Here is a 6,489-nt window from a genome sequence, read left to right as displayed (position 1 = left end):
GGCCGGCGTTCGGGCCTGTCGCGGGTCAAGCCCGCTGCCACAAGGTGATGTGCCGATTTCAAGAGCGATGTCGCACCTGTGGCAGCGGGCTTGACCCGCGATGAATTCACCTCGGTTTCGAACTTGCCCGGCAAATACCGATCAGTTCCTTGGACTACCCTTTCCGTCATTCACGGCTCAAGGAGTGCCCAGTGACCCGATTGCTCACCCTGCTGCTCGGTTGCCTGCTCAGCACGCAACTGCTCGCCGCCAGCCTCATCCCCGGCACCGACAGCGCCGAAACCGCCGAAAAAGCCCCGGAACCCGTGGTTCAGGGCGGCCTGCTCGGCGCTCTGGCCAACAGCCTCGACAGCGTCACCCAGGAAATCGACGTCGACGGTCACCTGGTCGACGCCTGGCGCCTGCGCGCCAATCGCGCCAGCAAGGAGGCCAACCAGCTGGTCGACCGCCACGCCGAAGACTCCTTCGACCTGCTGGTGGACTTTGCCCTGCTCAGCCTCACCTGGCTGGTGGTGTTCGGCGTGCTCACCAGCCTGGGCCGCGTGCTGTCCCACCACATCAATCGCAGGCGCCCGCTGCGCGAACGTCCGCGGTTGCAGAAACTGCTCGGCTACCTGCTGCCCTACACCCTGCCGGCCCTGGCCAGCCTGCCCGCCACCCTCTACGCCAGCACGCGCCTGCTCGACCCCTCGATCGGCCGCGCGCTGGGCCTGAGCCTGGCCTACGCCACCAGCAGCGGCCTGTTCTCGACGTCGATCATCCTGTGCCTGATCACCGTGTTCGACACCGGCCACAAGCGCACCGCCGTGCGCATCATCCGCAAGATCGCGCCACGCCCGTTGTTCATGATCGGCTTTCTCGCCGCCTGGGCCGACGCCCTGACCAGCCCGCAGATCACCCGCCAGATCGGTGGCAACCTCACCAGCAGCATCGCGGTGATCACCGGCCTGCTGGCCACCTTCGCCTTCGCCGCGCTGGTGATCCGCCTGCGCCGCCCGGTGGCCCACCTGATCCGCAACCGCGACCTGCACGACCGCCTGCAGCACCGCGCCCTGCAGGAAACCCTGCGGATCTTCTCGTGGCTGTGGTACCTGCCGATCCTGATGATGATCCTGGTATCGGCGATCAACCTGATCGGCGCCGGCGAAGAAAGCCAGAAGGCCCTGCAAAAGGCCCTGCTGACCACGGTGCTGCTGGTGGGCACGGTGTTCCTGAGCACGGTGCTGCAGCACCTGTTCAAGTCCCGCGAGGTCGACCCCGGCCAGCGCCTTCGCCCCTACAAGGAACTGGTGCGCAACCTCGCCCACGCGCTGCTGCGCATCGGCATGGCCATCGCCTTCATCGAGCTGCTGGGGCGCATCTGGGGTTTTTCGGTGCTCGAATTCGCCGTGCGCAACAGCCTGGGCCGGGCAATCAGCGATTCGCTGAGCAGCATCGGGTTGATCTTGCTGGTCACCTGGCTGCTGTGGGTGGTGATCGACACCGCCATCCAGGAAGCCCTCAAGCCCAGCGCCGGCCGGCGCGCTTCGCGCCAGCCCAGCACACGGGTGCGCACCATCCTGCCGATGCTGCGCAACGCGGTGAAGATCGTGCTGGTGGTGATCTGCACCATCACCACCATGGCCAACCTGGGCATCAACGTGGCGCCGCTGCTGGCCGGTGCCGGGGTGGTCGGCCTGGCCATCGGTTTCGGTTCGCAGCAGCTGGTACAGGACGTGATCACCGGCCTGTTCATCCTGATCGAGGACACCATCGCCATCGGCGACTGGGTGGTGCTCGACTCCGGCCACGCCGGCACCGTCGAGAGCCTGACCATCCGCACCCTGCGCCTGCGCGACGGCAAGGGCTTCGTGCACTCGGTACCGTTCGGCCAGATCAAGGCCGTCACCAACCAGTCGCGCCAGTTCGCCTATGCGTTCTTCTCGGTGCAGTTCAGCTACCAGACCGATGTCGACAGCGCCCTGCACCTGATCCGCGAGGTGGGCCAGTCGATCAGCGAGGACCCGGTGCTGCGCCACAGCCTGCAAGGGCCGCTGCAGGTGTTCGGGGTGGACGCCATGAACCTCAACGGCATCACCCTCACCGCCCAGTTCCGCACCACCTCGGGCGGGCAGTACGCGGTGAACCGGGCGTTCAACGAACGCCTGAAAAAGCGCGTGGACCAGACCGACGACGTGAGCTTCGCGCAGTATTACCCGCAGCCGGCCCACGTACGCGACGAAACGGTGTAGACACTGCGGCGTTCAACCTTCCCGGCATGGGAAGGTGGTGCTAAAGTCGCCGCCATGAAAATTACCCGTGCCGACCGCTCGCTGATTGCCTGGACGCTGTACTTCAGCGTCCTGTTCAATCTGTTCGCCTGCGGTATCGGCCACGGGCAGATGATGGGCCTGCAGCTCAACGGCATCGGCGGAGCCTTCTGCTCGGCCATGGGCACCCCGGGCCCGACCCTCAAGACCGATTACAGCGACGCCTCCATCGCCGGCTGGGACAGCCTGCAAACCTGCCCGGTGTGTGCCGCGGCCGTGGTGTGCCTGGCCCTGAGCCTGGTGATCGGCTGGCTGCTGGCGTTCACCCGCACGCGCCGCTACCACCACGAACTGCGCAGCAAGGCGCCACCTCGCTACTGCTGGCCCTCGGCCAACCCGCGCGCCTCCCCCCTGCTGGCCTGATCCAACCCGGCAGCCTTGCCGCTGCCCGTACCGGCACACGCCTGCGCCACTGCGCGGGGGTGCCGTTGGCTCACCTGCAGAGTTCGCTCAATGACCCCTTTCTCACGTTTGCAGGGCTGCACTGCCCTGCTCTGCGCCCTGTCGCTCAACGCCGTTGCCGACGAGGCACTCGTGCTGCCCGATGTACTGGTCAGCGACCGGCCGATCCCGGTGGACGGCGTGTTGCTCGACACCCCCTCGCAAACCGGTTCGCGCCTGGGCCTCACGCCCCGCGAAACCCCGGCCTCGATCAGCATCGTCAACCGCCAGCAGATCGAACAGCGCGGCGCCAGGACCACCCAGGACATGCTCGCCGGCGTACCCGGCCTGAACGCCGCCTCCCCGCCCGGCTCGGCCGGCTCGGTGTCGTACCGGGGCTTTTCCGGGGCGCAGATCACCCAGCTGTTCAATGGCATCAGCGTGCAGTACGACTCGATCGCCGCACGCCCGGTCGACAGCTGGATCTATGACCGCGTCGAAGCGGTCGGCGGCCCGTCCAGCTTCCTGTTCGGCGCCGGCGCCGTAGGCGGCTCGATCAACTACATCACCAAGCTGGCCAACCGCGACGAAGACTTCAACGAAGGCCGCGTCAGCTATGGCAGCTACGACAGCAGCGAGACCTCGTTCGGCTTCAACCACGCACTCAACGACACCAACCATGCGCGCCTGGATTTCAGCCATACCCGCAGCAATGGCTACGTCGACCGCGAGGAGCGCGATGCCTGGAGCGTGGCGTTCTCGCTGCTGACCGACATCAACGACCAGCTGTCCCACACCCTGGCACTCGAATACCAGAACGAGAGCGTCGACAGCCCCTACTGGGGCAGCCCGGTGCTCAACCCGCTGGGCGGCCAGATGAAGGTCGACAAGAGCCGGCGCTTCGAGAACTACAACGTCGAGGACGGGCGCTACGAGCAGCGCGTGCGCTGGCTGCGCTCGATCACCGAGTACCGTTTCGACGACGCCACCTCGTTGCGCAATACGCTTTACCACTACAACGCCGAGCGCAACTTCCGCAATCTCGAGACCTACACCTACAACGCCGACAACAGCCGCGTGCAACGCGCCGGCAGCCTGCTGCAACGGCACGACCAGGAGCTCAACGGCAACCGCGTGGAACTGCTGCATGACGGCCAGCTGTTCGGCCTGCGCAGCCAGTGGTCGACGGGCCTGGACTACAGCCACAACGTGCAGATGACCTACCCGCGCTCGGGCACCGCTGCCGGCAGCGTCGACCCCGACCACTTCGACCCGGGACACTTCTACGACCTGCCGGGCATGTTCCCCGGCTACGAGAAGAACCGTCAGAACACGGTCGACACCTGGGCCGGCTTTTTGGAGAACCGCCTGACCCTGACCGATCGCCTGACCCTGCTGACGGGCCTGCGCCACGACAGCATCGACCTGCAGGTACGCAACTACCGCGCCGTCAACGAGGCCAACCCGGCGCAGTTCAAACGCCGCTACCAGCCCACCACCGGGCGTGTGGGCCTGGTGTTCGAGCTGACCCCGTCGGCCAACGTGTATGTGCAGTACAGCACCGCCGCCGACCCGCCCGCCGGCATGCTCACCACCGCCAGCTTCGGCCAGGTGCGCGACTTCGACCTGAGCACCGGCAAGCAGCTGGAGGTGGGCAGCAAGTTCGACTTTCTGGACGGACGCGGTTCGGCCACCGTGGCCGCCTACCGCATCGAGCGCGACAACCTGGCCACCGCCGACCCGGCCAACCCCGGCTTCACCCAGCCGGTGGGCAAGCAGTCGTCACGCGGTATCGAGGTGGCGGCGGCGCTGCGCGTCACCCCGCAACTGCTGGCCGAAGGCAACTTCGCCTATGTCGATGCGCAGTACGACGCGTTCAACGAAAACGTCGGCGGCCAGTCGTTCTCGCGCAAGGGCAACACCCCCACCAACACCCCGGACCGGGTGGCCAACCTGTGGCTGACCTACGACCTGGACCCGCAGTGGCAGGTGGGCGGCGACAGCCGCTATGTGTCGTCGGTGTATGCCGATGCGGCCAACACCCGCTACGCGCCGTCGTACACCCTGTTCGGGGCCTTCGTCGGCTACAAGGTGGATGCCGACACGCGCATCACCGCGCGGGTGCGCAACCTGACCGACGAGGTGTACGCACGCTGGACTTCGTCGAGCATGCTCTACCTGGGTGCACCGCGCACCTTCGAACTGGCGGTGCAGACCCGCTTCTGACTGGGCCGGGCCGGGGCGTTCGCGCCCCGGCCCTGATGGAGCGTTGCAATGAAGCGTTATCTGTATCTGTGGCATCGCTGGCTGGGGATCGTGACCTGCGTGTTCATGGCGCTGTGGTTCGTCTCGGGCATGGTGATGCTGTACGTGGGCTACCCCAAGCTGACCCCGCGCGAGCACCTGGCGCACCTGCCGGCGCTGTCGGCGCAGGGCTGTTGCGTCTCGCTGGGCGAGGCGCTGGCGGTGGCCGATCCGCAACCTGCACGCATACGCCTGAGCAGCGTGGCCGGGCAGGCGCTTTACCTGTTCGACTATGCCAGCGGCAAGGCCCTGGCAGTGGACGCAACTAGCGGCCAGCGCATCGCCCCCACCACCCGCGAACGGGCGCTGGCCAGTGCCGGGCAATACGACCCGCATGCGCCGCTGACCTATCGCGACGCGGTGCAGGAAGACCTGTGGAGCCATTCGCGCGCACTGGATGCGCACCGGCCGCTGCATCGCGTGCAGTTGAGCGATACGGACGGCACCTTGCTGTACATCAGCGGCCAGACCGGCGAAGTGGTGCGCGATGCCAGCGCCAGCGAGCGCGGCTGGAACCTGATCGGCGCCTGGCTGCACTGGCTGTATCCATTGCGCGGCATCGGCCTGGACGGGCTGTGGAGCAACCTGGTGATCTACCTGTCGCTGGCGGCCAGCGTGATGGCGCTGCTGGGCGCGGTGGTGGGTGTGATGCGCTGGCGCTTCAGCCGGCCCTACCGCAGCGGTTCGCGTTCGCCGTACAAGGGCTGGGCACGCTGGCACCATGTGGGCGGGTTGCTGTTCGGTGCCCTGGCCATCACCTGGATTTTCAGTGGGCTGATGTCGATGAACCCGTGGCGGCTGTTCAGCAGTGCGCAGCCGCTGGATACCTCGGCGTATCAGGGCGGGCCGCTGAATGCGGCGGCGTTCCCGCTGTCGGTGCCCCAGGCACTGGCGCGCTTTGCCGACCAGGGCTTCACCGCCCGCGAGCTGGAGTGGCGGCTGATCGGTGGCGCGGGGTATGTGGTGGGCCAGGACGGCGCGGGACGCACGCGGGTACTGTCGATGCACGACGGCCAGGTGCTGCAGCGTCTGCCACGGGCGGTGCTGGAGCAGGCGGCGCGGGCGATCGGGCCGGCGATGCAGGTGCAGCAGTTGGAGGCCTACGACTTCTACTACTACGCGCGGGCCGAGCAGAGCATGCTCGGGCATCTTGAAAAGCGTCTGCCGGTGCTGCGGGTGCGCTTCGACGACCCGGCGCAGACCTGGCTGCATCTGGACCTGTACACCGGTGAAGTACTGGGGCAGCTGGACCAGCCACGGCGCGCGTCACGCTGGCTGTTCGCGTTGCTGCACAGCTGGGACTGGCTACCGCTGCTGACGCGGCGGCCGTTGTGGGATGGGTGGATGATCGTGCTCAGCCTGGGTGGGCTGGTGCTGAGCGTGAGTGGTGTGGTGATGGGGTGGCGGCGTTTACGGCGCTAGCCTTCGGATCGCATCGCGGGTCAAGCCCGCTCCCACAGGGTTAGCGCCAATCCTTGTGGGAGCGGGCTTGACC

At 67.1% G+C, this 6,489-nt stretch carries 4 protein-coding genes; all 4 read left to right on the top strand.

All coding sequences use genetic code 11. From position 1 onward, the window contains the following. Nucleotides 1–191 precede the first annotated feature (191 nt). The 4 genes from QMX96_RS26285 (at nucleotide 192) to QMX96_RS26270 (ending at nucleotide 6,416) form a co-directional block, all read left to right on the top strand. Complete coding sequence (locus QMX96_RS26285; protein ID WP_043859888.1) at nucleotides 192–2,231, top strand: mechanosensitive ion channel domain-containing protein; 2,040 nt, start codon at nucleotides 192–194, stop codon at nucleotides 2,229–2,231. 54 nt (nucleotides 2,232–2,285) lie between these two features. After that, nucleotides 2,286–2,672 carry a DUF2946 domain-containing protein gene (locus QMX96_RS26280; RefSeq protein ID WP_282362701.1) on the top strand — a complete coding sequence of 129 codons (387 nt, stop codon included), beginning with the start codon at nucleotides 2,286–2,288 and terminating at the stop codon, nucleotides 2,670–2,672. Between the two features lie 90 nt (nucleotides 2,673–2,762). Then, nucleotides 2,763–4,916 (top strand): TonB-dependent receptor, encoded by a 2,154-nt coding sequence (locus QMX96_RS26275; RefSeq protein ID WP_282362700.1) that lies wholly within the window; start codon nucleotides 2,763–2,765, stop codon nucleotides 4,914–4,916. 48 nt (nucleotides 4,917–4,964) lie between these two features. Further along, the gene (locus QMX96_RS26270) at nucleotides 4,965–6,416 is read left to right on the top strand and encodes a PepSY domain-containing protein (RefSeq protein WP_282362699.1); all 1,452 of its coding nucleotides are present in this window, start codon (nucleotides 4,965–4,967) and stop codon (nucleotides 6,414–6,416) included. Nucleotides 6,417–6,489: the final 73 nt, after the last annotated feature.

Source organism: Pseudomonas sp. PS01300, from assembly GCF_029960155.1.
Taxonomy (GTDB): Bacteria; Pseudomonadota; Gammaproteobacteria; order Pseudomonadales; family Pseudomonadaceae; genus Aquipseudomonas; species Aquipseudomonas palmensis.
This window is presented reverse-complemented; position numbering and strand designations above follow the sequence as displayed.